Source organism: Mesorhizobium sp. M0894 (assembly GCF_040319725.1).
Taxonomy (GTDB): Bacteria; Pseudomonadota; Alphaproteobacteria; order Rhizobiales; family Rhizobiaceae; genus Mesorhizobium.
The window spans coordinates 131,205-155,389 of record NZ_JAMYOG010000006.1; the positions used below are offsets into that span (position 1 = coordinate 131,205).

The following is a 24,185-nucleotide window of genomic DNA, read 5'->3' on the forward strand; positions in this document are numbered from 1 at the left end:
CATGAGCACCTTCTCTCCCCGCGAAATCGTTTCGGAACTCGACCGCTTCATCATCGGCCAGAAAGACGCCAAGCGTGCCGTGGCGATTGCCTTGCGCAACCGCTGGCGCCGCCAGCAGCTCGAGGGCCAGATGCGCGAAGAGGTGATGCCGAAGAACATCCTGATGATCGGCCCGACCGGTGTCGGCAAGACCGAGATTTCTCGCCGCTTGGCGCGCCTTGCCGGTGCGCCTTTCGTCAAGGTCGAAGCCACCAAGTTTACGGAGGTCGGCTATGTCGGCCGCGATGTCGAGCAGATCATCCGCGATCTGGTCGAGATCGCCATCGGGCTGGTGCGCGAGAAGATGCGTGAGGACGTCGAGGCGCGTGCCCACATCAACGCCGAGGAAAGGGTGCTTGAAGCGCTCGTCGGCAAGACGGCGAGTCCGGCCACCCGTGACAGTTTCCGCAAGAAGCTGCGCGACGGCGAGCTTGACGACAAGGAGATCGAGATCGAAGTGGCCGATACCGGCAATGGCGGCATGCCCGGCTTCGAGATCCCCGGCATGCCGGGCGCCAATATCGGCGTGCTCAACATCAACGACATGCTGTCGAAAGCGATGGGCGGCAAGAAAACCAAGATGCGCAAGACGACCGTTAAAGAGTCCTACGGGCTGTTGATCAGCGACGAGTCCGACAAGTTGCTCGACCAGGACGAGGTGGTGCGCAGGGCACTCGAATCGACCGAGAATGACGGCATTGTCTTCCTCGACGAGATCGACAAGATCGCCTCGCGCGAAGGCGGCATCGGTGCCGGTGTTTCGCGCGAGGGCGTGCAGCGCGACCTGCTGCCGCTGGTCGAAGGCACCACGGTTGCGACCAAATACGGACCGGTGAAGACCGACCACATCCTGTTCATCGCTTCAGGTGCGTTCCACGTCGCCAAGCCATCCGACTTGCTGCCGGAATTGCAGGGCCGCCTGCCGATCCGTGTCGAGCTGCGGGCGCTGGAGAAGGACGATTTCGTCCGCATCCTCACCGAGACCGAAGCCAGCCTGATCAAGCAGTATATCGCACTGATGAAGACCGAGGGAGTCGACCTGGTCTTCACCGATGACGCAATCGACTCGTTGGCCGGCATCGCTGTTGACCTCAACGCCAGCGTCGAGAACATCGGCGCCAGGCGGCTGCAGACGGTGATGGAACGGGTGCTGGACGAGATCTCCTATGACGCACCGGACCGCAACGGCACCTCCGTGACCGTCGATGCCGCCTATGTGGAGAAGCATGTCGGCGACCTCTCCAGAAACACGGATTTGTCGCGTTTCATCCTGTAGGAGACGCTTCATCCTCAAAGAGGCCGGGGAATTGCTCCCGGTCTCCGCCAAATTCAGCCCGGCATTTCCGATGTGTGGCCAAATGGAAGCATCCGGCGAGCTTTCGTCCCGTCGGGTGCAGGCGTCTCTCGACTCCCGTTGGAGCATTACCTAGTTTGCCCGGCGACTATTTGGGCGGCGGCGCATGAAAAAACTGATCCTCGTCATTCTCGGGCTGACGCTGGCGGCAGCCATGTTCGCCGCGCAAGCGGCAACCATGGTGCCGCCCGGCAACCGCAACACCGAGCAGCCCGACATACCGGGCGCATCCAGCCGGCGCACCCAGGCGACCAACACCACCTTCCAGGCGAAATACCGCAAAGTGTTTGCGCTGCTCCAGAACGATGCCGAGCTGCGTGGCAAGATCATGCAGGCAGCCGCGGCCTATGGCATCGACCCGATGCATATCGTCGGCGCCATCGTCGGCGAGCACACCTACAATGTCGATGCCTACGACCGGCTGCAGACCTACTACGTCAAGGCGATCTCGTATCTGTCGAGCAAACTCTCCTTCGCCTATGAAGGCGAAGACATCACCGATTTCGTGCAACGGCCGCAATTTGCCAAGTGCGCGGGCAAATCGGACAGTTACGAACTCTGGGAATGCCGCGAGCAGGTGTGGAACCGGTCGTTCCGCGGCAAGACCGTCAACGGCGAGAGCTTTCCCAACGACCGCTTCGGCGCGACTTTCTTCCAGCCCTATTATGCCGGCCAGACTTTTGGTCTTGGCCAGCTCAATCCGCTGACGGCACTGCAGATGAGCGATCTCGTGCACAAGGTTTCCGGCCTGCCGGAGCTCGACGTCGGCGACCCGAACGCGGTCTACAAGACCATCATGGATCCTGACCTGACACTGCCTTATGTCGCGGCAACGATCCGGAAGTCGATCGACGCCTATAAAAGCATTGCCGGCTTCGACATCTCAGGCAATCCCGGCATCACGTCGACCCTCTACAATGTCGGCAATCCGGAACAGCGTGCCTATGCGCTGAAGGCGGAGAACGACAAGCGCCGCGCTGCGGGCGAGCCGGAAAAGCTGCCTGAGGAAAATTACTATGGCTGGCTGGTCAACGACAAATTGCCGGAGCTGAAGGCGCTGTTTTAGCAGTGAAGGTCTGCGGTGGAGCCTGCGCCAGGAAATCGCCTATCTGCTTGAACTCTGTGGCTTCGAACCCGTCGATCTTTTCAAGGGATCGCCCCGGCTGGGGAACAGCTTTTGGGTCGCGCGCGCGATCTGATGGGCAGCAAGGGGCGGATATTGTTGAAAAAAGTCCGGCGCATCCCTAAGCGAACGCCGCCAGCAGAATCCCATTTCCTTTGTCAGATCTCTTGCGGAATCTGGATCCGCAATAGGTCTCCCTTCGGTTGCCCACTAAGAGAGGTAACGGGATGCATAAGCGTATGCGAAGTTGGGGCAAAGGAGTGCAGATGAGTGATCCGCTTAGGTCCATTGATCGGCCCGGTCTAGGGCGTGCAACGATGAGCTACCAGCCGGCCGAGAATGATTTGTTGAGCGAGGTGCTGCGCGATCTACGCCTTGCCCATGCGAGATATGGCCGCAGCGAGTTGACGGCGCCCTGGGGCATCGCCGTGCCGTTCAGGGAGGGCGTACGTTTTCATGCGATGCTCGAGGGTCATTGCTGGATACAAGCCAAGGGCTTGCCGCCGCTGCTGCTCGAAAACGGCGATGTGCTTCTTCTTCCCCACGGAACAGAGCACACTATGTCCGATCGGCCAAAACGGCGAACCTTGCCGCTCGCCGATGTCAAACCCGCGTTGATCGGGAACGGAACTTACGAGTTGAAGTCTGGCGGCGGCGGCGCGCGATCGTTGATCGCATGCTGTACGATCGGCTTTGAGGGCCCGACAGCAAATCCGCTGCTGGAACTGCTACCTTCTGTGATGCACATCCGGCATGCCGAGCATGGCGATACTGACCTACCAAGCCTCATTGCGATGATGGCGCGCGAGGCTGAAGCGCAAAGAATCGGCTCTGCAACGATAATGGCGCGCCTCGCCGATATTGTCATGACGCAAGTAATCAGAACCTGGGTCGAGACATGTTCGGACGACCTGACTGGTTGGCTGGCGGCCGTGCAGGATCCACAAATCGGGTCGGCGCTTGCAAGAATCCATCGCTCCCCTGGGGAAGACTGGCCAGTCGATCGCCTGGCTGCATTGTCCGGGCTGTCGCGATCGAGGTTCTCGCAGCGGTTCAAGAGCCTGTTGTCGGTATCCCCCGCCCGCTATCTCCTGCAATGGAGGCTTCGGCTGGCGGCATCCTGGTTGCGTAACGGATATATGTCGCAGTCACAGATCGCATCGGAGTTGGGATATGACTCCGATGCGTCCTTCAGCAGGGCGTTCAAACGCTTCATGGGTGTCTCACCCGGCGCTATCCGAGATTCAGGGCTGCGTGTGAGCGGAACAGAGTCCTGATCGGGTTCATGCGAGGCTGTTTCGACCAGCCGCAGATACGCTCCTGTTGCGACCGCGTGTAATACGGAAATACGCGCGACAAACGGTCAAATATTCAGTCGTTTCTGCCATAGCAACGCCATACCAGCATCTGCCAATTTCAATGGCCGCAACCACTTCGGTCGGCCGTTCCGGCAGGAGTACCACATGGCGCTGACGTTGCCTGATCTTCCTCGACCAACCGCTGGCGAAGACACGCCCTATTGCGTTATCGCTAAGCATCGCGCCACTCCCGGCCAAGGCTCCGCGCTTGTCGCACGTATGCTTAAAGATCTCCAAGCGACGAGATCGGAAGCCAGCTGTCTTCAATTCCACATCCATCGAGATCGGACCGACCCCGATCTCATCGTTATCTACGAGGTCTGGCGCAGTATCGATGCACTCAAGAGCCACTTCGGCGAAGCCTATGTCCAGAGCTTCGTCGTAGATGCTGGTGAGCTCGAACCGGGCGACATGGAGACGCAGTGGCTGGAGATGCTGAGTCCGTATGCCAGCGGCAGAGATCCAGGATGAACGGTGACGAGCAGCCTCTTTCGAATCAGCGTGTCGTGATCGTCGGCGGGACAAGCGGCATGGGCATGGGCGCGGCCCGCGCAGCCTCTCAAGCAGGCGCCGAGGTCATTGCGCTCGGGCGGCGCCCTTCAGCGAGAATGGCTGTAGAGGAAAGCGTCCACGGTTCGATCACGTTCCAGTCGCTGGACATGACCGATGATACAGCGGTCGAGCAGATGTTCGAAACACTAGGGACGCTCGACCACCTTCTTATCACCGCGACCCCGCCGAGTCCGGGAGGTCCCTTCCTCTCCCAGACGATGGCCGACGCGCGGACCGTTCTGCACGGCAAGCTCTTGGGCAGTTGGTCTTGCGCGCGGCACGCAGCGCCTAGGATGCCGAAAGGTGGTTCGATCACATTCACGACCGGTGGCTTGGTGACCAAGCCTCGCATGGGCGCATCGATGATGATGGTCGCCTTTGCTGGTCTGGAGGCGCTGACGCGAGCCCTTGCGCTCGAACTCGGTCCGATCCGCGTCAACACAATCCGACCGGGCGTCATAGACAGCGAAATGTGGGCCGGCATGCCGCAGGCGAAGCGCGCGGCGTTTTTCGCGCTGGTGCGTCAGCGCTTCCCGGCAGGACGCGTCGGAAAAGTCGACGATATCGGCAAGGCCGCACTTTTCCTGATGACCAATGACTTCGTGACCGGCGCCGTTATCGAAGTTTCCGGTGGTGAAACGCTGGTCAGCATCGAATGACGGAGAGGTATGAGATGAGTATCCACGAGTTCACCCGACAAAATTCGCAACGATTGCCCCAACTGAGCGTCATAGCAATTCCTGGGCGAGCGATGAGCTGGAGATAAAGTATGATCAAGACACTACACGTTGCCCTATTCGTCGTTGCGTTCGCCCTCCCCATTCCTTTCGGCGCATTGGCTCAAGGCAGCTCGGCTGCAGCCGAGCCCCCGACGCAGTCGGAGTTGCCGAATTGGCTTCGCCGTGGATTGCCGGGCCCGGGGCATGAGGTCCTGGCGCCAATGATCGGCACCTGGCGCGTCCAGATGAGCTTCTACGGCACGCTCGGCCGCAGCCCCGATCAGCCGCCGCTCGTGACGGACGATCTCATTAGCCATCGTCAGTGGTTGGCGGGCGGCCGTTACATCGAAGACATAATGGAGGGAACGCTGGATGGAGCGCCGGTCTGGCGCAAAGGATGGCTCGGCTACAGCATCATGGACGGACGTTACGAGTGGGTCACGATCGATCCTGTCAACACAACCATGATGTATTTTAAAGGCGTCCCTAATTCGGGGGATCAAAGGCCGATCAGCATGTCCGGCACCTTTACCGACCAGGGCGTGGCGGGCGAAGAAACAGTCGGCAAGCAGATCGGCATGCGCACTGTAATCAAAATCGAGAACAACGATCGCCACATCATTGAGCTCTATTTCACGCGTCCCGGACAGCAAGAAACACTGGCAACGCGCGCCGTCTATACGCGACTGAAGGCGTGAGCGATCGCTCAAGGGTGGCTCGGACGTTGTAAGTAGCTTGCGCGGGTTCCATCGCTCGGCCGGGATATGCCGGGAAGGTCGAGTTCAGCTCCGACGATCTCAAAGCGTCCAGTTCGGCGCCTGGAACTGCTTTGAAAGACGACCGGACGCTGAGCGCCCGACAAGTCAGAGATCGGACTCTGAACGAAGCGCGTTCTCGGAGCTGAGATGAGGATCAGTCCAGCGAACATTGCCCCGAGCAGGCACACCTCTCCGACTTCTGCGCCGATCGCGGTGGAGAGACCGGCCATCGCTAGCTCCTCTATCAACTCGCTCAGCCGGACGACAGGGTCGGCAGTCGAAGCAGGCTGGTTCTATCGACGGCGGCCGCCTTGCCACGGCGTGCCAATGCGGGATCGATTCCGGCATCGCGTAGCTGGCGGTCGCTAAGTTGAGCCAGCTCACGCCGTTGCGCTGCGGCCCTAAGGGATCGGGCGATGACCAGGTGCATAACACGGAGAACACACTGGACTGGAGGCGTCATGATAGCCTCTTTTCACAGAGCCCCGGCCGTATACGGGCAGGGCGGCGGGCTGTGGTCAGCCCGTCTACTGAGGAGAGAGGGTCGCGCTGCGCGGTTGCGCGAATTTCAGAAGGAGGAAATTCGGTTACATCTGAAACTCGGTTGGCTGGAAGGGGTCGTCTCGGCCGTGACGGCAAGCGCTTAGCTGACATCTGGGATCGAGATCGGATCATTCGCCTCATGGCAACCTTTCGGCGCAAAGTCGCGCGAACGACCCCGTTCCAACCCTCATGAGACGTTTCCATCGCGGGCAGGAACGACCGCTCAGGGTCGTCTCCCGCCATCAGGTGCAGGATTGTCACCACCAGAACGGCAAGCGCTCCGCAAGTTCTTTCAAATGGCTCTGGAACCCGCGCTGGCTCATGTCGCCAGCAGCGACTTCAGCTTGATCGTTTGCGAGCCTAGCGCTTCCGGCGCCGGCTTTGCCCTTTTCGCGATCAGCATCTCGGCCAGCCTTATGTCGCGGGCGACCGCGTTGCCGGGGCCGATGCCACTTGCCGCAACCAGCCTGCCGTCCTCGGCGAGATGGAACAGGATGAAGGCGCCGTCGCCGAGCTCGCGACGCACAATGCTGCGGCCTTCGTCCGACAGGCCGGCGATCTGCAAGGTCAGGCCGTACTGATCCGACCAGAACCATGGCACCGCCGCGTGGGCCTCGCCGGCGCCAAGCATGTTCCTGGCCGCAAGCGCGCCCTGCTCCTGCGCATTGCGCCAGGCTTCCAGCCGCACTCGCCGGCCGCCATAGATGGCGAGCGGAAACGAGCAGCAATCGCCGGCGGCAAAGATGTCGGGGTCGCTGGTGCGAAGCTCGGCGTCGACGGCGATACCATTGTCAATCGTCAGCCCTGCCTCCGCGGCAAGTCCGGTCACCGGCACGGCGCCGATGCCGATCACGGCAAGATCGGCGACAATGTCGTGTCCACCGGCAAGCACGATGCGCACTTCGGCGCCGTCATCGGCAATGGCGTCGATGCCCTCGCCGCACAGGATTTTTACGCCTTCGGCTTCATGCGCCTGATGGATAACCTGCGCGATCTCGGCCGGCACGCCGCGCATCAGAATGCGCGGCTGCGCCTCGATAACGGCAACAGTGGCGCCGAGCCTGCGTGCCGCCGTGGCGAGCTCGAGCCCGATGAAGCCGCCGCCGATGATGGCGACGCGATTTCCGGCGCTGAGATGAGCGCGAATGGCCAGTGCGTCGTTGAAGGTCCGCAGATAGACGCAGCGCCCGCCAAGGCCCGGAATCGGCAGCTTGCGCGGCAGCGACCCTGTCGCCAGCAGGAGCTTGTCGTAGGCCAGGACCGAGCCGTCCGACAGGCGCACGACATGCGCCACGCGGTCGATCGCCATCGCCTGAACCGAATGGATATGCCTGATCGATCTTTCGGCCAGGACCGCCTCACTGGCGATCGCCTTGATCAGGGGCGCGTCGGCGACCATCGCGCCTTTCGACAGCGGTGGCCGCTCATAGGGCAGATGCGGCTCGTCGCCGACCAACGTCACCGGGCCATCATAGCCGAGCTCGCGCAGCGCAAGGGCGGCGCGCCCGCCGCATTCGCCGGCGCCAATGATGACCATTCCCTTCGTCATCATCAACCGATCCGGACAAGGACTTTGCCGGCGTCGACTTTGACCGGATAGGTCCTGAGATCGACGCAGACCGGCGCGCCCCTGGCAGCCCCAGTCTTGTAATTGAAGCGGCCATTATGCTTCGGGCATTCGATGATATCGTCCATCACCAGCCCGTCGGCCAGATGCACCTTCTCATGCGTGCAAAGCCCGTCGGTGGCGAAATACCCGTCCTCGGGGCTGCGGTAGATGGCGAAGGTGCGACCGCCATGGTCGAACCGCATCACGTCCTCTTCGCCGATGTCCTCGGCGTCACAAGCCTCGACCCAGTCGCTCATATGCGCCTTCCCCGATTCTTGGTGCCCCGGCGTGGGCTTGTCATTCAGCAGCCACCGCAACAGCAGCGTTATCGTTGTGGAAATCCTCGCGATAGGGCCTCGCCGTCGGCGGCAGTTCGCGCTTGATGAAATAATCCTCATTGCGCAGCTGGCGCAGGAAAGCCGGTATCATCTCGCGATAGCCGGCCAGGATGGACGGCGTCGGCGCCGGCAGATCGTGCTTGATCAGCTCATGCAGCCTGGGCAGCGCATGATAGGGCACCATGGGGAACATGTGATGCTCGACGTGGTAGTTCATGTTCCAGTAGATGAAACGGCTTATCGGGTTCATGTAGACGGTGCGGCTGTTGAGCCGGTGATCGGTGACGTTTTCAGCCAGGCCTCCATGCTGCAGCAGGCCGACCATGACATGATGCCAGGCACCGTAAAGCCTGGGCAGCCCGACCAGCATCGGCGGCAGGAACGAGCCGGTATGAAGCGCCAGCGCGACGGTCGCGGCATAGATCGCCGTCCAGATGCGAGCAATGCGGATTGCCTTCGGCCGCTCCTGGTCGGGAATGAAGGTTCTTTCGGCCGGGCTGATGATGCCGGCCGCATTGCGAAGCATGTCGCTCATCGCGTGCCAGGCATCGAGAATGCCGACGAAATTGAGCACGACGCGCAGCAGATCGGGCGGGCGCATGACGGAGATCTCCGGATCGCGGCCGACGATGATGGTATCGGTATGGTGGCGCGTGTGGCTCCAGCGCCAGGTCACCGGGTTGCGCATGATCATGAAGCAGGCGATCTGATAGACCACGTCGTTCATCCACTGCGTCCGGAAGGCGGTGCCGTGGCCACATTCGTGCCAGCGTGAATCGGTGGAGGAACCGTAGAGGACGCCGTAGACGAAGAAGAACGGCACGCACCACCAACTGCCCCAGAACCAGGCGGCGCCGGCGCCGCTGAGGATCATGGCACCGAGCCAGATGATGGTATGGCGGATCGCCGGGCCGTCGGAGCGCTGCATCAGCTCCTTCATCTGCTTGCGCGGCACGTCGGTGTGATACCACTCGGCCGCCGCCAGCCCGCTCTCGACGGCAAGCTTCGCGTCGCGGCCGACCAGGCTGTAGTCGCGTTGGGACGCTGCTGCTGAGGTTGTGTTCCCGGTTTGGAGTCCAATATCCACCATGGCGGAGGCCTCGATCATATTCGGTCAGTGTTCAAAATAACGCCGAGCGCTGATAGACTCAATATCACAAAGATAGTTTCTATCATTTTCCATCAGAATGGTTTAAAAGAGTCGGATAGTTGGAGCGAGGCAGCGATGGCGAAACGGCCGACGATCACCGACCTGGCACGCATTTCGGGGGTCAGCGTTGCCACCGTCGACCGGGTGCTGAACAACCGCTTGCCGGTGCGCGAGGAAACCGCGCGCCGCGTCTATGACGCCGCGACCAGCATCGGCTATCACGCGGCCGGATTGATCAAGCAGCGGATGCGCCATGAATTGCCGGAGTATCGCCTCGGATTTCTGCTGTTGCGGCGGGAAGACGTCTTCTACAGCGAATTTGCCCGCGAACTTGAACTGGCAGTATCGCAGTCGCCGCGCTTTCGAGGCGTGGCGACCATCGACTTCGCCGATTCGCTGGCGCCGGATGAGATCGTCGAGCGGATGCGCAAGCTGGCCGCCAAATCCAGGGCCGTCGCCTTGGTCGGGCCTGATCACCCGACGCTGACGGTGGCCGTCGAGGCGCTCAAAGCCAACGGCGTACCGGTGTTCTCCCTGCTTTCCGACTTTGCGTCCGGCATTCGCGAGGGCTATGTCGGCCTCGACAATCGCAAGGTTGGCCGCACCGCTGCCTGGATGATCTCGAAGGCCGCGAAGAGACCTGGCAAGGTCGCCCTCTTCGTCGGCAGCCATCGCTTCCACGGCCACGAGCTTCGCGAGATCGGTTTTCGCTCCTTTTTTCGCGAGCAAGCGCCGGAATTCACTCTCCTTGAGACGTTGGTCAATCTGGAAGCGAACCAGATCACGCATGATGCAATGATCGAGCTTCTGGCCCGCCACCCCGATCTTGCCGGCTGCTATGTCGCCGGTGGCGGCATGGAAGGCGCGATCTCGGCGCTGAGGGGGGCAAAGCCGGCAGAGATGCCAGCGGTCGTCTGCAACGAGATCACGCCTGACTCCCGCGCGGCGCTGGCGGATAATTTCCTGACGATGGTGATCTCGACGCCTCTGGCAGCGCTTTGCCGCGAGCTTGTCGGGCTGATGGCGCATGCCATCGAGACCGGCGCCGCGAATGCGCCGGGTCAGACCTTTCTGCCCTTCGACATTTATCTGCCGGAAAACATCTGACGTCGCGGTCATTGGCGGCAGACATGATGTAATCTATCAGAACGCTTTCAGGCCTGGCTTGCCTGAGCGTTCGTCTAAAAGAGCTCGAAATGCCGAAAATCCATTCCTCATGGCGAAATCTCGCTTGACGCCCACGCGAAATGGAATAAATATTTCACCAACTGAGCATTTTGGTTCTTTCGTTCCGGAAGATCTGTTTCAGGCAAATGCCTTCCGGAACTAAAATGGCAATCGGGAGAGAATTCCCTGCGAGATCGGGGATTCCGGGTAGATCGGTGCAGCCGGACACCAATGTGGAGGAGAAATAAAATGAAAAAACTGCTTTTGGGCGTCGCGTTCGCGGCGCTGATGAGTTCGTCCGCCTTTGCTGCCAAGATCGGCGTGTCGATGGCGTTGTTCGACGACAATTTTCTCACCGTGCTGCGCAACGGCATGATCGAGCAGGCCAAGGGCATGGACGGCGTCGAGCTGCAGGTGGAGGACGCGCAGAACGACGTTGCCAAGCAGCTCGACCAGATCAAGAACTTCGCCGCCTCGGGCGTCGACGCAATCATCGTCAACCCGGTCGACACCTCGGCCACCCAGGCGATGTCGGACGCAGCCGCCGCTGCCAAAATTCCGCTGGTCTATGTCAATCGCGAGCCGGTCAACGTCGACACGCTGCCGGAAAACCAGGCTTTCGTCGCCTCGAACGAAGCCGACTCTGGCACGCTCGAGACCAAGGAGGTCTGCCGCCTGTTCAAGGAAGCCGGCAAGAAAGAGGCCAATGTCTATGTGATCATGGGCGAGCTGTCGAACCAGGCCGCGGTGCAGCGCACCAAGGACATCGATGATGTGATTGCCACGCCGGATTGCAGCTTCATCAAGATCATCGACAAGCAGACGTCGAACTGGAAGCGCGAAGAAGCGCAGAACCTGATGACCAACTGGCTGTCGACCGGCAAGCCGTTCGACGGCGTCATCGCCAACAATGACGAGAGCGCCATCGGCGCTATCCAGGCGATGAAGGCCGCCAATATCGACATGAAGTCGGTTGTCGTCGGCGGCGTCGACGCTACCCAGGACGCGCTAGCGGCGATGCAGGCGGGCGACCTCGATGCGACGGTGTTCCAGGACGCAGCCGGCCAGGGCGCTGGCGCGCTTGATGCTGCGCTCAAGCTAGCGAAGGGCGAGAAGGTCGAGCACAAGGTCTACATCCCGTTCCAGCTGGTCACGCCGGCAAATATCGACAAGTTCCTGAAGAAGAACTGAGGCGGACCTGTCCGATACGGAGCGGCGCGCCAAAGTAAGACAGCGCCGCTCCGCTTTTTCCCCCTCGGCCTGAACAGCGCCGAGTGGAGACCGTGGCTGACGGAGGAAGCACGATTGGCACAGACATCTCACGGCGTCGGCGGGCTCAGCTATGATGCGAAGCGGCGCGCATGGCCGGCCGAATTCAACGTCTTCCTGGCGCTCGTCATCCTGGTCGGCGCTTTCGAGCTGATCGGCCGGGTTTTCCTGGGCGACAGCTTCCTGTTCAATACCCGCGACAATATCGATGCGATCTTCAACGAAGCGCGCCTGCAGATCATCATCCTGCAGGTGTCGATCGTCGGCATCATTGCCATCGGCGTGACGCAGGTGATCATTACCGGCGGCATCGACCTGTCCTCGGGTTCGATCGTCGGCGCCACGGCGATGATAGCCATGAGCTTCGCCCAAGTGGCGACGGTCAACGGCAACCCGAACCCCAAGGCGATGTTCATTGCCCAAGGCTGGACCGACCTGCCGGTGATCGTGCCGGTGCTCGTCGCAATCGGCTGCGGCCTGCTGGCCGGCCTGGTCAACGGTGCCTTGATCGCCTACACGCGCATCCCGCCGTTCATCGCCACGCTTGGCATGATGGTCACCGCGCGCGGCATCGCCAAATGGTGGTCGAAGGGGCAGCCGATCTCGTTTCCGACCGAGAGTTTCGCCGCCATCGGCAAGGGGCTGATGCCGGTCATCATTTTCATTTCGCTGGCGGTGCTGTTCCAGCTGATCCTGAGCTACACCAAATATGGCAAGCACTGTTATGCAATCGGCTCCAATGAGGATGCCGCGCGCATGTCCGGCATCAACATCGCCAACCACAAGATCCTCGTCTACGTCATTGCCGGCATCCTTGCCGCGCTCGCCGCCGTGGTGTTGAGCTCGAAGAATCTCACTGCCCAGGCCGGCATGGGTGTGATGTACGAGCTCGATGCGATCGCCATGGCGGTCATCGGTGGCGTGTCGCTGTCGGGCGGCCGCGGCTCGATTATCGGGACGGTGATCGGCTCGCTGATCTTCGGCGTCATCATCTCCGGCTTCACCTTTTTGCGCCTCGACGCCTATTATCAGGAGATGGTCAAGGGCGTGATCATCGTCGGCGCAGTCGTTCTCGACCAGTGGCGCCAACGCCTGCGGGCAATGAGGGCTTGATCATGTCGGACATCGTCCTGAAAACCGAAAACCTGACCAAGTATTATGGCGGCGTCCATGCGCTGGAGGGTGCCAACTTCGAGCTGCGCAAGGGCGAGCATGTCGCCATCATGGGCGACAACGGTGCCGGCAAATCGACCTTCGTGCGCCAGATCACCGGCGTCGAGCAGCGAACCAGCGGCAGGATGTGGTTCGACGGCAAGGAAGTGAATTTCGCCGGGCCGATCGAAGCCCGCGAGGCGGGCATCGAGACGGTGTTCCAGAACCTGGCGCTCGCCGACGACCTCGACGTGCCGTCGAACCTGTTCCTCGGCCGTGAAAGAGTGCTGTTCAATCTTGGGCCCTTCTCGATCCTCGACCGCAAGTTCATGCGCAAGGCGACCGAAGCAGCCCTGGTCCGCACAGCGGTCAAGATCCCCAACCTTTCCAACACCATCCGCCACATGTCGGGCGGCCAGCGCCAGTGCGTGGCGATTGCCAGAACCGCGACCTTTGCTTCCAAGCTCATCATCATGGATGAGCCGACGGCGGCGCTCGGCGTGCAGGAGACGATGCAGGTCGAAAACATCATCCGCACGCTGAAGGAAAATGGCGAGCCGCTGATCCTGATCTCTCACAACATGCGTCAGGTGTTCGATCTGGTCGACCGCATCGTCGTTTTCCGGCGCGGCCGCATCGTCGCCAATTTGCGCAAGCAAGATACCGATGGCAACGATATCGTCTCCTACATCACCGGCGCCAAGACCGGGCAGGCGGAACTTGCGGCGTAAGGCCAACGTCGTGTTACGGGGGCTGACACGCCTTCTCTTTCCAACCATTCTCAAAGGAAATTCTTCATGCTTCGCTTTGCTCTTCTCGGTGCCGGCCGTATCGGCAAGGTCCACGCCCGTGCGGTGGGCTCCAACCCGCAGGCCAGGCTGGTTGCGGTTGCCGACGCCTTCGAGAAGGCGGCGACCGATTTGGCCTCTGCCTATGGCGCCGAAGTGCGCAGCATCGATGCCATCGAAACTGCCAGCGATATCGATGCGGTCGTCATCTGCACGCCGACCGACACCCATGCCGATCTGATCGAACGCTTCGCCAGGGCGGGCAAGGCGATCTTCTGCGAGAAGCCGATCGATCTCGACGCCGGCAGGGTGGAACAATGCCTGGCCGTCGTCGACAAGGCCGGCGCCACCCTGATGGTCGGCTTCAACCGCCGCTTCGATCCGCATTTTGCCGCCGTGCGCAAGGCGATCGACGACGGTGCGATTGGCACAGTCGAAATGGTGACCATCACCTCGCGCGATCCCGGTCCACCGCCGCTCGACTATATCGGCCGCTCGGGCGGCATCTTCCGCGACATGACCATCCATGATTTCGACATGGCGCGCTTCCTGCTCGGCGAGGAGCCGGTGGCGGTCAGCGCGCACGCTTCGGTGCTGGTCGACAAAAAGATCGGCGAGGCCGGCGACTTCGACAGCGTCAGCGTCATCCTCGAAACTGCCTCCGGCAAGCAATGCGTCATCTCCAACTCGCGCCGAGCCACCTATGGCTACGACCAACGCATCGAGGTGCATGGCTCGAAAGGCATGATTGCGGCCGAGAACCAGCGGCCGGTGTCGATCGAACTCGCCAATGAGAAAGGCTATACGCGGCCGCCGCTGCACGATTTCTTCATGACTCGTTATCTCGACGCTTATGCCAACGAGATCGCTGCCTTCATCGCGGCAGCGACGTCAGGCAAGAAGGCGGCGCCGAGCGGCAAGGACGGGCTGGTGGCGCTCAGGCTGGCAGATGCGGCGCTGAAATCGGCCAAGGAAGGCAAGACCGTCCGCCTCGACAAAACAATCTGACTATCAAGCACAGGAGCAAGGCGATGAACGGTTCAGCCGGTCGCAATTCCGAAACACGCGCCATCGTCACCGGCGGCGCACAAGGCATCGGCTTTGCCGTCGCCGAAGCGCTGGCCGATGAGGGCTGCCGGGCGCTAGCGCTGATCGGCCGCTCGAAGGAGAAGGGCGACAAGGCTGTCGCCATCCTCAAGGGGGCAGGCGTCGATGCCATCTTCATCAGCGCCGATGTCGCCAAAGTCGCCGACTGCAAGCGTGCGGTCGAAACGGCGATTGGCCATTGCGGCACCGTCAACGCGCTGGTCAACGCCGCCGCCACCTCGGCTCGCGGCTCACTGGTCGAGACCTCAGAGGATCTATTCGACCAGATATTCCAGACCAATGTGCGCGGCCCGTTTTTTCTGATGCAGGGCGTGGTGGCGCATCTGCTGGCGCGCCAGGCACCGGGCTCGATCGTCAACGTACTGTCGATGTCGGCGCATTGCGGCCAGTCGTTCCTGGCGCCCTATTCATCGAGCAAGGGAGCGCTGGCGACGCTGACCAAGAATGTCGCCAATGCCCATCGCGGCAATCGCATCCGCTGCAACGCGGTGCTGCCCGGCTGGATGGACACCGAGGGCGAGGCAATCGTGCAGAAGAAATGGCATGACGCGCCGGACGACTGGCTTGAAAAAGCCGAGGCCGCGCAGCCGATGGGCCAATTGGTGAAGCCGGCGCAACTTGCCCGATTGATCAGCTATATGATCAGCCCGCAGTCCGGCGTCATGACCGGGTCGCTGGTCGACTACGACCAGAGCATCGCGGGGGCGTCACCGGAATAGGATCAGCCGTGTAGCCTTGCGTCAGAAGCAGTTTGCCATGAGTGGCCGAGATGCCCCAAAATATCAAAGCCGGCATAATCGGTTCCGATCGACCTCACTCAGGCACACGGGCTCTGAAACCCTCTCCTTCCCTGTTGCCGCCGTATCGCCATTCCCATATAGTCAAGATAGTCAGAATGGTCATGGGAGGTCGAAATGCCGTCTGCGCCCAGAGAGGATACTAACTGGACGGTCGCTGGGGCAAAGGCCCGGCTCTCGGAGGTTATCGAGCGCGCGCAATCTTCGCCGCAGACGATCACCAGAAACGGTAAGCCAAGCGTGGTTGTCGTCTCGGCCGAGGAATGGCAGCGGAAGACCGCGCGCAAGGGTACGCTTGCGGAGTTCCTGCTGGAGTCGCCGCTGCGCGGCGCCGATCTCAACCTTGAGCGCCAGCGCGACGAACCGCGTGATCTGCCGCTGTGAGGCTTCTGCTCGATACGAATGTCCTGTCCGAGGTGACAAGGCCGGCGCCGGATGTGCGCGTTCTGGACTGGCTGGGCGGGCTTGATGAGGACCGCTCATTCATTAGCGTCGTGTCGATCGCGGAGATCCGGCGCGGCGTCGCCCTCATGGACGAGGGCCGGAAACGCGAGGCACTGGCCGAATGGCTCGCACGGGACCTGCCGCAGCGCTTCGAGCAGAGAGTTCTTCCGGTGGACGAACCGGTTGCCTTGGCGTGGGGCGACCTGATGGGCCTTGCGAAGCGCCGCGGTCGCGGTCTGTCGTCGATGGACGGCCTGATTGCAGCCACGGCGATTGCGCAGGAACTCACCTTGGCAACGCGTAACACGAAGGATTTCGAAGACTTCGGAATTGAACTCGTCGATCCCTGGACTGCATGAACCCGCTCGGCGCTGCATGCTGGGCCACTACGTCAGTAGCATCATCAGACACGTGACAATCGCCTCGGCTTCGACTATATGAGCCTCATGATCAACCTGACCGCCACCTATTGGTACTTTAGCAGCTCGCTGGCGGCGGGAGGATTGCGCTCGATCTGAAGATTGCAGCAGCAAGATCCGAACAGCCGCCAGACCTGGCGGCTTTTTTGTTTCAGCCGGCAGGTCTCCCAATCAGGAGCAGAAAGCCGTGTTGACCACCACAGACGATCTTCGGGTCAAAGAAATAAGGGAATTGAGTACGCCGGACGAGGTGATGCGGGAGATACCGCGCACACTGACGGCGACGCGGACCGTTGCCGCGTCACGCAATGCTATCCATGCCGTGCTGACCGGCACCGACGACCGGCTGGTGGTCGTCGTCGGCCCCTGTTCGATCCACGACCCGGCCGCTGCCGTAGACTATGCCAGCCGCTTGGCATCGCTGCGAGAGAGCCTGTCGGACCGGCTGGAGATCGTGATGCGGGTGTATTTCGAGAAGCCGCGCACGACGGTCGGCTGGAAGGGCCTGATCAACGATCCCGACCTGGACGGCAGCTTCAACATCGACAAGGGGCTGCGGATGGCCCGCAACGTGCTCGCCGCCGTCAACAATCTCGGCCTGCCGGCGGCGACCGAATTCCTCGACATGGCCACCCCGCAATATATCGCCGACCTCGTCGCCTGGGGCGCGATCGGCGCGCGCACGACCGAGAGCCAGATCCATCGCGAACTGGCATCGGGCCTGTCCTGCCCGGTCGGCTTCAAGAACGGCACTGACGGCAATCTGCGGATCGCCGCCGAGGCGGTGAAATCGGCCGCCCAACCGCATCATTTCATGGCGGTGACGAAGGGCGGACGCAGCGCCATCGCGACGACCACCGGCAACGAGGACTGCCACGTCATCCTGCGCGGCGGCATTCAGCCCAATTATGACGCAACAAGCGTCGCGGCTGCCTGCGCGGAACTCGGCCGGATCGGCGTGGCGCCGCGGCTGATGATCGATGTCAGCCACGCCAACAGCAGCAAGAAGCCGGAAAACCAGCCAGGGGTGGCGGCTGACGTGGCTGGCCAGGTCGCGGCAGGCGACGAGCGCATCATCGGCGTCATGATCGAGAGCAACCTCGTCGCCGGCCGGCAGGACGTCGTGCCGGGCAAGCCGCTCGTCTATGGCCAGAGCATCACCGATGGCTGCATCGACTGGGCAGCCACCGAGACGGTGCTTCACGGCCTTGCCGACGCCGTCGAGCGGCGCCGGTCGGTGCGCCGAAGCATGATATCAAGCCGTTCAGGCGCCGCCTGAGCACTTCTCCTTCTCCCCTTGTGGGAGAAGGTGGATCGGCACGCAGCGCCGAGCCGGATGAGGGTGCTGGAAGAAACTCGGCGTAAAATATTGAGGGATTTTAAGCGCTTATTTCTTCGCTGTAGCGATCCGTCCAACACCCCTCATCCGACCGAGCTTCGCTCGGCCACCTTCACCCTCAAGGGGAGAAGGGGAAGCCAGCGCCGGGCTTACTACCGCACAGCGATCCAGCGCTGTTCCGCGAACGAGCGCGCCATCGCGTGCACCGTGCGCTCGATCTCCAGGCCTTCGTCGAAGTCGATGATCCGCGCCGGCTTGCCGGCAAGCCGCGTCAACAGTTCCCGGCATTCGATGATCTTGAGGTCATTAAAGCCAAGGCCGTGGCCGGGCGCCGGCAGGAAGGCGTCGTAAGGCCTGTGGTGCGGGGCAACCAGGACTGTCCGATAGCCTTGCTCCGTCGGTCGGTCGGCTGTCAGATAGAGCTGGAACTCGTTCATCCGCTCCTGGTCGTACAGGATCGAGCCCTTCGAACCAAAAATCTGGATGGCGATCCGGCCCTTGCGGCCCCAGGCCGAACGGTTGACCAGCAACGTGCCGGCAATGCCGTTTTCGAGATGCATCAGGATGCTGGCGATGTCATAGGTCTCGACGGCGCGGCGCCCGCCCGAGGCGACGCGGCGTTCGGCATAGGGCCTGGCCATGTCGCACATGACTCGGGCGACGCGGCCGAACAGTACCGCTATGAGCGACAGCGGATGCACGGCGAAATCGTCGAGCGCGCCGTAACCGGACGCCGCCTCGTGCTTCCAGAAGAACAGCGCCTCCGGATCGGCCATGAAGTCCTCGTCCATCTCGATACGCAGATGGTTGACCTCGCCGATGATCTTCTCGTCGAGCAGCGCGCCGATATGGCGGATCGCCGGGTTCTGAATATAATTATAGCCCAGCGCGGCAACCTTGCCGGATTTCCGCGCGGCCGCAGCCATCGCTTGCGCCTCCGCAAAACTTGGCGCCATCGGTTTTTCACACCACAGATGCTTGCCGGCTTCGAGGATGGCGATGGCCATTTCCGGGTGGAACTGGTTCGGCGTAGTCAACGAGATGACATCGACGTCGGGATCGTCGACGACTGCGCGCCAGTCGCCGGAGGCCTTGGCGAAGCCGAATTCGCTGGCACGGCGTTTGGCAAGGTCCTCGTTGACCTCGCCCAGATGGACCAGCCTTGGCTTGTCGACATCGGGAAAGACGGTGCCGACCGCGTTCCAGGCAATGGCGTGGCACTTGCCCATGAAGCCCGTGCCGATAAGACCTACCCCGACCATCCGCTTGCCTCCCTGTGTGCAAAATTTTGTGTGGATGAATTAGTCCATTTTGTTTGCAAATGGAACGCTTGTCTCATTTTTTATGGTGTTCTTGCACAGGTCCGCTATGATGGGGCACAGAGGGAACCGACGATGAGCCTGGGCGGAGCGACGATGGACGAACGGGTGCCGCGCGATTTCGAAACGCTGCGGGCGACGATCCTGGAGCGGCGTCAGAGCCTGCCGAAACGTATCGCCCAGATCGCCGCCTATGCGCTCGACAACCCCGACGATATCGCCTTCGGCACCGCTGCCAGCATCGCCGCCTCCGCCGGTGTTCAGCCTTCGACCCTGATCCGCTTTGCCCAGCAGCTTGGCTTTGACGGTTTCACCAGCCTGCAGCTGGTGTTTCGCGAGCGCCTGCGCGAGCGCAACTCGTCCTACGATGAAAGGCTGGCGGCATTGCGCGCCAAGGCCGAGGAAGGCGCCGGCCACCGGGCGATTTTCGACGGTTTCGTCGCCGCAGCCAGCACCTCGCTCAACGACATTTCGCGCACGCTGAATGAAGACCATTTCGAAGACGCAATCGCCGTTCTGGCCAAGGCGGAAACCATTTATGTGCTGGCCAAGCGGCGCTCCTACCCGGTCGCCTCCTATATCGCCTATGCGTTGGGCAAGCTCAAGATCCGCAACCAGCTGATCGAATCGGCCGCCGGCCTGAACGCGGAGATGATCGGCTTTGCCTCTCCAAGGGATGCCGTCATCGCCATCAGCTTTTCGCCCTATGCCCCTGCCACCATCGAGGAGGCGCGCGTCATTTCGGAGCAAGGCGTGCCGATCGTGGCGATCACCGACAGCTCTTTTTCGCCGCTCGCCCAATTCGCCAGGGTCTGGTTCGAGGTCGCCGAGGCCGATTTCGCCGGCTTCCGCTCGCTGTCGGCGACGATGGCTTTGGCCATGGCGCTGACCGTTGCCGTCGGCGAGAAGCGGCGCGATAGCGGCCGCAAGCGCAAGGCCTAGATCACCTCTATTGCCGTTTCGCCTTCTGCCAAAAGCCGCGCTGCGTCGCGGGCAGGCGGCGACCCGAACTGGCGGGCATACTCCCGGCTGAACTGGGAAGCACTCTCATAGCCGACAGCGAAGGCGACACGCGCCACGTTGCCCGGCTGAGCAATCAGCAGATGGCGGGCTTCCAGCAAGCGGATTTGCTTTTGATACTGGATTGGGCTCATGGCCGTCGCCGCCTTGAAGTGACGATAAAACGCAGCACTGCTCATATGGGCGATCTCGGCCAGATCGCCGACCCGGACCGGCTGATGGGGGTGCGAACGGATCCAGGCGATCGCCCTGCCGATCCGGGACAGATGGCCATCGGCGCGCGCAAGTTCACGAAGCTTTCCGCCCTGGGGGCCTTGCAGGAGCCGAAACAGCATCTCCCGCTCGAGCATGGTCGCGAGCACGGGAATCTCCGCTGGCCGGTCAAGCAACCGCATCATTCGACGCAACGCGTCGAGCAGATCGTCATCAACGGGAGTGGTGGAGAAGAAACTGTCGCCACCGAGGGCTGGCGCGTGCTCGACGAGGAGCGCGGCGACGGCTTGCAGGTCAAGGGTCAAGCCAATGGCCAGATAAGGACACGCCGCGCTCGCTTCGACTATCTGGCTGATAGTGGGCGTCTCGACAGTGTAGATGAAATAGCTGGCCGGCTTGTAACGAAGAGCCCGGGAGCCGATCAGGACCGTCTTTGCGCCCTGCAATACGAATAAGATCCCCGACCCCCACACACCCGGCAATGGTGCCGTGGCGACTTCGCTGCAGCCGATCGAAACGCGGGGAACCGCCGTTCTTGTTCGTCGCCCGCGCGCATGGCGGCCGGCGATCTCGATCAACTCCTGCAGCGCCTCGTTCATTGCGCCAGCATCGCGCATTCACGCTGGCCGCGCAACAGCGTGAGAGGATTAGGCAAGAGCCTGAGAATTTCCGGCGCGCGGCGCCCGCTGCCTCGCGCCATTTGTGGGTCTTCCATAAGAAAAATGGAGACACCGAAATGACGACTTCGAAGACCGCGCTGGTGACCGGCGCCAACAAGGGTATAGGCCGCGAAATCGCCCGGCGACTGGCGACCATGGGCTTCAAGGTCTGGCTCGGCGCCAGGAGCGCCGAACGCGGCATGGCGGCGGCGCAGGCATTGTGCGCGGAAGGCCTCGACGCAGAGTGGCTTGAGCTGGACGTCACGAGGGATGACAGTGTGAAGGCGGCAGCCAAGGCGCTCGGGCAGGCCAGCCCCTGCCTCGACGTGCTGGTGAACAACGCCGGCGTCGCCATCAATTACGACCTGCCGCCGAGCCAGCAGCGGATCGCCGACATCTAGGCCACCTACGACGTCAATGTCTTCGGCCCGATCCGCGTGACACAGGCATTCCTGCCGCTGCTGCTGGCAGCACCTGCTGCCCGTATCGTGATGGTGAGCAGCTCCACCGGGTCCATCGGCCGGGCGCTCGATCCCGCCACCGCGAATCACGCCGTCAATATGATGGGCTACGGCAGCTCCAAGACAGCCTTGAACGCCATCACCGTGGGCTTCGCCAGGGAGCTCGCGCTCCAGGGCATCAAGGTCAACGGCGCGGCGCCCGGCTATACCGCCACCGATCTCAACGGGTATAAAGGTCAGCGCACGGTGCAGCAGGCAGCCGAGATCGTCATTCACCTGGCGACCCTGGACGCCAATGGCCCGACCGCCGGGTACTTCAACGATGACGGCCCGCTTCCTTGGTAAATCAGCTGGTTTCAGCGGCAGACGCTTGACGTTCGTCTGACTTCAAAGTTTCTCACCGCGCCGGCCTTTGCAGAGCACTTTTCGGCCTTGGGAATGCTCGTTCCATATTGACTATGGATTGGAATTATTATTTCATATTACCGGCGCCACGCTGCCGCTCGCGCGTGTTACCCAAGACAACAAAGCCGATGGGAGGTTCGAATGGGCGAAGCCGTGGAAGCGAGACATGCGCCGCTCGACATCATCACGATCGGCCGCGCTTCCGTCGATCTCTATGGCCAGCAGATCGGCTCGCGCCTCGAGGACATTACTTCGCTTGCCAAGTCGGTCGGCGGCTGTCCAGCCAATATCGCGGTCGGCACTGCCAGGCTCGGCCTGCGCTCGGCGTTGCTCACCCGCGTCGGCAATGAGCAGATGGGCCGCTTCATCCGCGAGCAGCTGACCCGCGAGGGCGTTTCGGTCCAAGGCCTCAAGACCGATCCGGAGCGGCTGACCGCCCTGGTGCTGCTGTCGGTCGAGGATGAGGGCGTCTCGCCGATGATCTTCTATCGCAGCGATTGCGCCGACATGGCGCTTTCGGAAGACGATATCGATGAGGCCTTCATTGCTTCAGCACGCGCGGTCGTCGTCACCGGCACGCATTTTTCACGGCCCAACAGCGACGCCGCGCAACGCAAGGCGATCCGTGTCATGAAGGCCAAGGGCGGCAAGGTGGTGTTCGACATCGACTACCGCCCTAACCTGTGGGGCCTCGCCGGCCATGCCGAAGGCTTCGAGCGCTATGTGAAATCCGACCGCGTCTCGGCGCAGTTGAAGACGGTGCTGCCCGACTGCGATCTCATCGTCGGCACCGAAGAGGAGATCATGATCGCCTCCGGCGCAGACGATTGCCTGAGCGCGCTGAAAACCATCCGCTCGCTGTCGACGGCGACCATAGTGCTGAAGCGCGGTGCCATGGGCTGCATCGTCTATGACGGGCCGATCAGCGACGATCTCGAGGACGGTATCGTCGGCAAGGGGTTTCCGATCGAGGTCTACAATGTGCTCGGCGCCGGCGACGCTTTCATGTCGGGCTTCCTGCGCGGCTGGCTCGGCGAGGAAAGCCTGGCGACGGCCGCGACCTGGGCCAATGCCTGCGGCGCCTTTGCCGTATCGCGGCTGCTCTGCGCACCTGAATACCCGACTTTCGAGGAATTGCAGTTCTTCCTGAAAAACGGCAGCAAGCATCTGGCGCTGCGCAAGGACGAGGCGATCAACCACATCCATTGGGCGACCACGCGCCGGCGCGACATCCCCTCTCTGATGGCGTTCGCCTGCGACCACCGCGTCCAGCTGGAGGACGTCGCGGCAAAGGCCGGCGCCGATCCGTCGCGAATCCCGGCTTTCAAGGTGCTGACGGTCAAGGCTGCGGCAAAGGTCGCGGCTGGCCGCGGCGGCTATGGCATGCTGCTCGACGAAAAATACGGGCGCGAGGCGATGTTCGAATTCGCCCACCATTCCTTCGCCTGGCTCGGCCGGCCGGTCGAGTTGCCGGGTTCGCGGCCGCTTCGCTTCGAGTTCTCGCAAGACATAGGCTCGCAACTGACCGAATGGCCGGTCGACCACTGCATCAAATGCCTGTGCTTCTATCATCCCGACGATCCCGCGGCGCTGAAGAGCGAACAGCAGCAGAAACTGCGCGCTTTGTTCGAGGCCGCGCGGAAAGTGGGGAGAGAACTTCTGGTCGAGATCATAGCCGGCAAGCACGGCAAGCTCGACGACATGACCATCCCGCGGGCGCTTGAGGAACTCTACGCACTCGGCATCAAGCCCGACTGGTGGAAGCTCGAACCGCAGGCATCGACCGGCGCATGGGCAAAGATCGAGGCGGTGATCCTGAAGAACGATCCGTGGTGCCGCGGGATTGTACTGCTGGGTTTGGAAGCACCGCAGGACGAATTGGAAGCGGCCTTCGCCGCCACCGCCAAGGCGCCCATCGTCAAGGGTTTCGCTGTCGGCCGTACCATCTTCATCAACGCGGCCGAACAATGGCTTGCCGGCAAGATGTCGGACGATGAGGCGGTTGCCGACATGGCGTCGCGCTTCGAGAGGCTGACCGAGGCATGGCTTGCCGTGCGCGGCCGCAAAGCAGCATAAGAAGGCG

The 24,185-nt window shown here is 61.9% G+C and carries 23 protein-coding genes and 1 pseudogene; 18 read left to right on the forward strand and 6 right to left on the reverse strand.

All coding sequences use genetic code 11. The features are described from left to right. Position 1: 1 nt before the first annotated feature. From hslU to NKH91_RS14030, 6 genes are all read left to right on the forward strand, one after another. A complete protein-coding gene (gene hslU, locus NKH91_RS14005; RefSeq protein ID WP_023718257.1) occupies positions 2-1,315 on the forward strand; it encodes an ATP-dependent protease ATPase subunit HslU in 1,314 nt (437 codons plus the stop codon). Between the two features lie 184 nt (positions 1,316-1,499). Continuing rightward, a complete protein-coding gene (locus tag NKH91_RS14010) occupies positions 1,500-2,459 on the forward strand; it encodes a DUF1402 family protein (RefSeq protein ID WP_023718256.1) in 960 nt (319 codons plus the stop codon). 374 nt (positions 2,460-2,833) lie between these two features. Then, positions 2,834-3,793: an AraC family transcriptional regulator gene (locus tag NKH91_RS14015; RefSeq protein ID WP_352547999.1), complete on the forward strand. Its 960-nt coding sequence runs from the start codon at positions 2,834-2,836 to the stop codon at positions 3,791-3,793. Between the two features lie 186 nt (positions 3,794-3,979). Further along, positions 3,980-4,345 (forward strand): putative quinol monooxygenase, encoded by a 366-nt coding sequence (locus NKH91_RS14020; RefSeq protein WP_023718254.1) that lies wholly within the window; start codon positions 3,980-3,982, stop codon positions 4,343-4,345. After that, entirely contained in the window at positions 4,342-5,085 is a 744-nt protein-coding gene (locus NKH91_RS14025) for an SDR family oxidoreductase (protein ID WP_352847657.1), read from the forward strand. The genes NKH91_RS14020 and NKH91_RS14025 overlap by 4 nt, the downstream gene beginning before the upstream one ends. Positions 5,086-5,195: 110 nt before the next feature. Continuing rightward, a complete protein-coding gene (locus NKH91_RS14030; protein WP_023718252.1) occupies positions 5,196-5,843 on the forward strand; it encodes a DUF1579 family protein in 648 nt (215 codons plus the stop codon). A 313-nt stretch (positions 5,844-6,156) separates the two neighbouring features. Here NKH91_RS14030 and NKH91_RS14035 read toward each other — a convergent pair whose 3' ends face one another. The 4 genes from NKH91_RS14035 to NKH91_RS14050 form a co-directional block, all read right to left on the reverse strand. Beyond that, complete coding sequence (locus NKH91_RS14035) at positions 6,157-6,366, reverse strand: YjiS-like domain-containing protein (RefSeq protein WP_084642552.1); 210 nt, start codon at positions 6,364-6,366, stop codon at positions 6,157-6,159. Positions 6,367-6,765: 399 nt separating this feature from the next. After that, positions 6,766-7,995 carry an NAD(P)/FAD-dependent oxidoreductase gene (locus NKH91_RS14040; RefSeq protein WP_352847784.1) on the reverse strand — a complete coding sequence of 410 codons (1,230 nt, stop codon included), beginning with the start codon at positions 7,993-7,995 and terminating at the stop codon, positions 6,766-6,768. 2 nt (positions 7,996-7,997) lie between these two features. Next, positions 7,998-8,312 carry a MocE family 2Fe-2S type ferredoxin gene (locus tag NKH91_RS14045; protein WP_352847655.1) on the reverse strand — a complete coding sequence of 105 codons (315 nt, stop codon included), beginning with the start codon at positions 8,310-8,312 and terminating at the stop codon, positions 7,998-8,000. Between the two features lie 40 nt (positions 8,313-8,352). Further along, the gene (locus NKH91_RS14050; protein WP_502898990.1) at positions 8,353-9,501 is read right to left on the reverse strand and encodes a fatty acid desaturase family protein; all 1,149 of its coding nucleotides are present in this window, start codon (positions 9,499-9,501) and stop codon (positions 8,353-8,355) included. Positions 9,502-9,618: 117 nt separating this feature from the next. On the opposite strand from NKH91_RS14050, the gene NKH91_RS14055 reads away from it, so the two are divergent. The 9 genes from NKH91_RS14055 to NKH91_RS14095 all read left to right on the forward strand — a co-directional run bounded on the left by NKH91_RS14055 (position 9,619) and on the right by NKH91_RS14095 (position 17,965). After that, positions 9,619-10,650 carry a LacI family DNA-binding transcriptional regulator gene (locus tag NKH91_RS14055; protein WP_352847653.1) on the forward strand — a complete coding sequence of 344 codons (1,032 nt, stop codon included), beginning with the start codon at positions 9,619-9,621 and terminating at the stop codon, positions 10,648-10,650. A 309-nt stretch (positions 10,651-10,959) separates the two neighbouring features. After that, complete coding sequence (locus NKH91_RS14060) at positions 10,960-11,901, forward strand: sugar ABC transporter substrate-binding protein (RefSeq protein ID WP_023718247.1); 942 nt, start codon at positions 10,960-10,962, stop codon at positions 11,899-11,901. 114 nt (positions 11,902-12,015) lie between these two features. Then, the gene (locus NKH91_RS14065) at positions 12,016-13,092 is read left to right on the forward strand and encodes an ABC transporter permease (protein WP_352495260.1); all 1,077 of its coding nucleotides are present in this window, start codon (positions 12,016-12,018) and stop codon (positions 13,090-13,092) included. A 2-nt stretch (positions 13,093-13,094) separates the two neighbouring features. Beyond that, positions 13,095-13,862, forward strand: coding sequence for an ATP-binding cassette domain-containing protein (locus NKH91_RS14070; protein WP_254815918.1), 768 nt, complete (start codon positions 13,095-13,097; stop codon positions 13,860-13,862). A 66-nt stretch (positions 13,863-13,928) separates the two neighbouring features. Then, a complete protein-coding gene (iolG, locus tag NKH91_RS14075; RefSeq protein WP_023718244.1) occupies positions 13,929-14,927 on the forward strand; it encodes an inositol 2-dehydrogenase in 999 nt (332 codons plus the stop codon). A 23-nt stretch (positions 14,928-14,950) separates the two neighbouring features. Further along, complete coding sequence (locus NKH91_RS14080; RefSeq protein ID WP_023718243.1) at positions 14,951-15,745, forward strand: SDR family oxidoreductase; 795 nt, start codon at positions 14,951-14,953, stop codon at positions 15,743-15,745. A gap of 195 nt (positions 15,746-15,940) precedes the next feature. Then, a complete protein-coding gene (locus tag NKH91_RS14085) occupies positions 15,941-16,207 on the forward strand; it encodes a type II toxin-antitoxin system Phd/YefM family antitoxin (RefSeq protein ID WP_023718242.1) in 267 nt (88 codons plus the stop codon). Further along, positions 16,204-16,626: a type II toxin-antitoxin system VapC family toxin gene (locus tag NKH91_RS14090; protein ID WP_352591239.1), complete on the forward strand. Its 423-nt coding sequence runs from the start codon at positions 16,204-16,206 to the stop codon at positions 16,624-16,626. The genes NKH91_RS14085 and NKH91_RS14090 overlap by 4 nt, the downstream gene beginning before the upstream one ends. A 247-nt stretch (positions 16,627-16,873) precedes the next feature. After that, complete coding sequence (locus NKH91_RS14095) at positions 16,874-17,965, forward strand: 3-deoxy-7-phosphoheptulonate synthase (protein WP_023718240.1); 1,092 nt, start codon at positions 16,874-16,876, stop codon at positions 17,963-17,965. Positions 17,966-18,177: 212 nt separating this feature from the next. On the opposite strand, the gene NKH91_RS14100 is transcribed toward NKH91_RS14095, so the two are convergent. After that, on the reverse strand, positions 18,178-19,287 hold the full coding sequence (locus NKH91_RS14100; RefSeq protein ID WP_023718239.1) for a Gfo/Idh/MocA family protein: 1,110 nt from the start codon (positions 19,285-19,287) through the stop codon (positions 18,178-18,180). Positions 19,288-19,440: 153 nt separating this feature from the next. Between NKH91_RS14100 and NKH91_RS14105 the strand changes: the two genes are divergently transcribed. Continuing rightward, positions 19,441-20,286, forward strand: a complete 846-nt coding sequence (locus NKH91_RS14105; RefSeq protein WP_352484502.1) for a MurR/RpiR family transcriptional regulator — start codon at positions 19,441-19,443, stop codon at positions 20,284-20,286. On the opposite strand, the gene NKH91_RS14110 is transcribed toward NKH91_RS14105, so the two are convergent. Next, entirely contained in the window at positions 20,283-21,176 is an 894-nt protein-coding gene (locus tag NKH91_RS14110; protein WP_352849702.1) for an AraC family transcriptional regulator, read from the reverse strand. The genes NKH91_RS14105 and NKH91_RS14110 overlap by 4 nt on opposite strands. A 137-nt stretch (positions 21,177-21,313) precedes the next feature. Here NKH91_RS14110 and NKH91_RS14115 point away from each other — a divergent pair. Together NKH91_RS14115 and NKH91_RS14120 are read left to right on the forward strand one after the other, a co-directional pair. Then, a pseudogene (locus NKH91_RS14115) lies at positions 21,314-22,042 on the forward strand (SDR family NAD(P)-dependent oxidoreductase). A gap of 201 nt (positions 22,043-22,243) precedes the next feature. After that, positions 22,244-24,178: a bifunctional 5-dehydro-2-deoxygluconokinase/5-dehydro-2-deoxyphosphogluconate aldolase gene (locus tag NKH91_RS14120; RefSeq protein ID WP_352716528.1), complete on the forward strand. Its 1,935-nt coding sequence runs from the start codon at positions 22,244-22,246 to the stop codon at positions 24,176-24,178. Positions 24,179-24,185 lie beyond the last annotated feature (7 nt).

Coding starts and splice junctions, on each gene's coding strand:
- hslU (WP_023718257.1), top strand. CDS start 2: ATGAGCACCTTCTCTCCCCGCGAAATCGTTTCGGAACTCGACCGCTTC.
- NKH91_RS14010 (WP_023718256.1), top strand. CDS start 1,500: ATGAAAAAACTGATCCTCGTCATTCTCGGGCTGACGCTGGCGGCAGCC.
- NKH91_RS14015 (WP_352547999.1), top strand. CDS start 2,834: ATGAGCTACCAGCCGGCCGAGAATGATTTGTTGAGCGAGGTGCTGCGC.
- NKH91_RS14020 (WP_023718254.1), top strand. CDS start 3,980: ATGGCGCTGACGTTGCCTGATCTTCCTCGACCAACCGCTGGCGAAGAC.
- NKH91_RS14025 (WP_352847657.1), top strand. CDS start 4,342: ATGAACGGTGACGAGCAGCCTCTTTCGAATCAGCGTGTCGTGATCGTC.
- NKH91_RS14030 (WP_023718252.1), top strand. CDS start 5,196: ATGATCAAGACACTACACGTTGCCCTATTCGTCGTTGCGTTCGCCCTC.
- NKH91_RS14035 (WP_084642552.1), bottom strand. CDS start 6,366: ATGACGCCTCCAGTCCAGTGTGTTCTCCGTGTTATGCACCTGGTCATC.
- NKH91_RS14040 (WP_352847784.1), bottom strand. CDS start 7,995: ATGACGAAGGGAATGGTCATCATTGGCGCCGGCGAATGCGGCGGGCGC.
- NKH91_RS14045 (WP_352847655.1), bottom strand. CDS start 8,312: ATGAGCGACTGGGTCGAGGCTTGTGACGCCGAGGACATCGGCGAAGAG.
- NKH91_RS14050 (WP_502898990.1), bottom strand. CDS start 9,501: ATGATCGAGGCCTCCGCCATGGTGGATATTGGACTCCAAACCGGGAAC.
- NKH91_RS14055 (WP_352847653.1), top strand. CDS start 9,619: ATGGCGAAACGGCCGACGATCACCGACCTGGCACGCATTTCGGGGGTC.
- NKH91_RS14060 (WP_023718247.1), top strand. CDS start 10,960: ATGAAAAAACTGCTTTTGGGCGTCGCGTTCGCGGCGCTGATGAGTTCG.
- NKH91_RS14070 (WP_254815918.1), top strand. CDS start 13,095: ATGTCGGACATCGTCCTGAAAACCGAAAACCTGACCAAGTATTATGGC.
- iolG (WP_023718244.1), top strand. CDS start 13,929: ATGCTTCGCTTTGCTCTTCTCGGTGCCGGCCGTATCGGCAAGGTCCAC.
- NKH91_RS14080 (WP_023718243.1), top strand. CDS start 14,951: ATGAACGGTTCAGCCGGTCGCAATTCCGAAACACGCGCCATCGTCACC.
- NKH91_RS14085 (WP_023718242.1), top strand. CDS start 15,941: ATGCCGTCTGCGCCCAGAGAGGATACTAACTGGACGGTCGCTGGGGCA.
- NKH91_RS14100 (WP_023718239.1), bottom strand. CDS start 19,287: ATGGTCGGGGTAGGTCTTATCGGCACGGGCTTCATGGGCAAGTGCCAC.
- NKH91_RS14105 (WP_352484502.1), top strand. CDS start 19,441: ATGGACGAACGGGTGCCGCGCGATTTCGAAACGCTGCGGGCGACGATC.
- NKH91_RS14110 (WP_352849702.1), bottom strand. CDS start 21,176: ATGAACGAGGCGCTGCAGGAGTTGATCGAGATCGCCGGCCGCCATGCG.
- NKH91_RS14120 (WP_352716528.1), top strand. CDS start 22,244: ATGGGCGAAGCCGTGGAAGCGAGACATGCGCCGCTCGACATCATCACG.